We start from the raw sequence: 1,007 nt of genomic DNA on the forward strand, positions 1-1,007 counted from the left end.
GCGAGGCGCTGGCCGCGATCGCCGCGGGGCGCGACGCCACGGCCCCGCTCACCGCCGCCCGCCGCGCGGCGCTCGGGGCGCCGGCGCGTTCGGCCGGGGTTGGGGGGTGGAGCACGACGATGGGGGGGCGGGATGACTGATACGACGACTTCGGGAGGGGCGAACTCGGGAACTGCGAACTCGGGAACGGCGAACTCGGGTGGGGCGAACTCGGATGGGGCGGGTCTTTCTGTCGCGTTACCCGCATTCGCAGTTCCCGCGTTCGCAGTCTCCGAGTTCGCAGTCTCCGAGTTCGCCTCATCCGATTTCGTCTTCGCCACCCTCCAGTACGAATCCGGCGACTGGGACTCCGCCCCCCTCGTCCCCGCGAACCTGATCGACACGCTGGCGCGCTACACGACGCTGAAGGTGGCGCCGAGCGGGGTCGTGGTGGCCGCGTCGTCGGAGGCGCTGCTGCGGCACCCCTTCGCGTACATGACGGGGCACCTGCCGGTGCGCTTCACCGAGGCCGAGCGGCGCAACCTGCGCGCGTGGATCGACCGCGGCGGCTTCCTGTTCGTGGACGACCACAACCACGACGTGGACGGCATGTTCCACAAGACGTGCACCGAGGAGCTGTCGCGCGCCCTCGGGCCGCTGGTGCAGCTGCCGAACGAGCACGCGCTCTACCGCGCCTTCTTCGAGTTCAAGGACGGCCCGCCGACCACGAGCCACGAGCTGAACGGGTGGGGGGACAACCTCGTGCACCGGCACCTGTTCGGCATCCTGCGCGGGGAGCGCGTGGCGGTGCTGTACAGCAACAAGGACTACAGCTCCGAGTGGGGGTACCACCCGGACAACAAGCGCTTCCAGAGCGTGGACAACACGCGCTTCGCGGTGAACGTCGTCACGTACGCGCTCACGCGATGAGCGCCGCGCGCTCGGCCGCCGAGGGGGCGCTGCGCGCCGCCGCCGTCGCCGCGCTCGCGCTGGCGGCGTGGCAGCGGCTGTCCCCCGCGCCGCCCGCG

General features: G+C 71.7%; 1 pseudogene. It reads left to right on the top strand.

The features are described from left to right. Nucleotides 1-225 precede the first annotated feature (225 nt). Nucleotides 226-909: pseudogene (locus PYV61_RS25755) on the top strand (DUF4159 domain-containing protein); the annotation flags it as partial. Nucleotides 910-1,007: the final 98 nt, after the last annotated feature.

The organism is Roseisolibacter sp. H3M3-2 (assembly GCF_029211165.1).
Lineage (GTDB): Bacteria > Gemmatimonadota > Gemmatimonadetes > Gemmatimonadales > Gemmatimonadaceae > Roseisolibacter.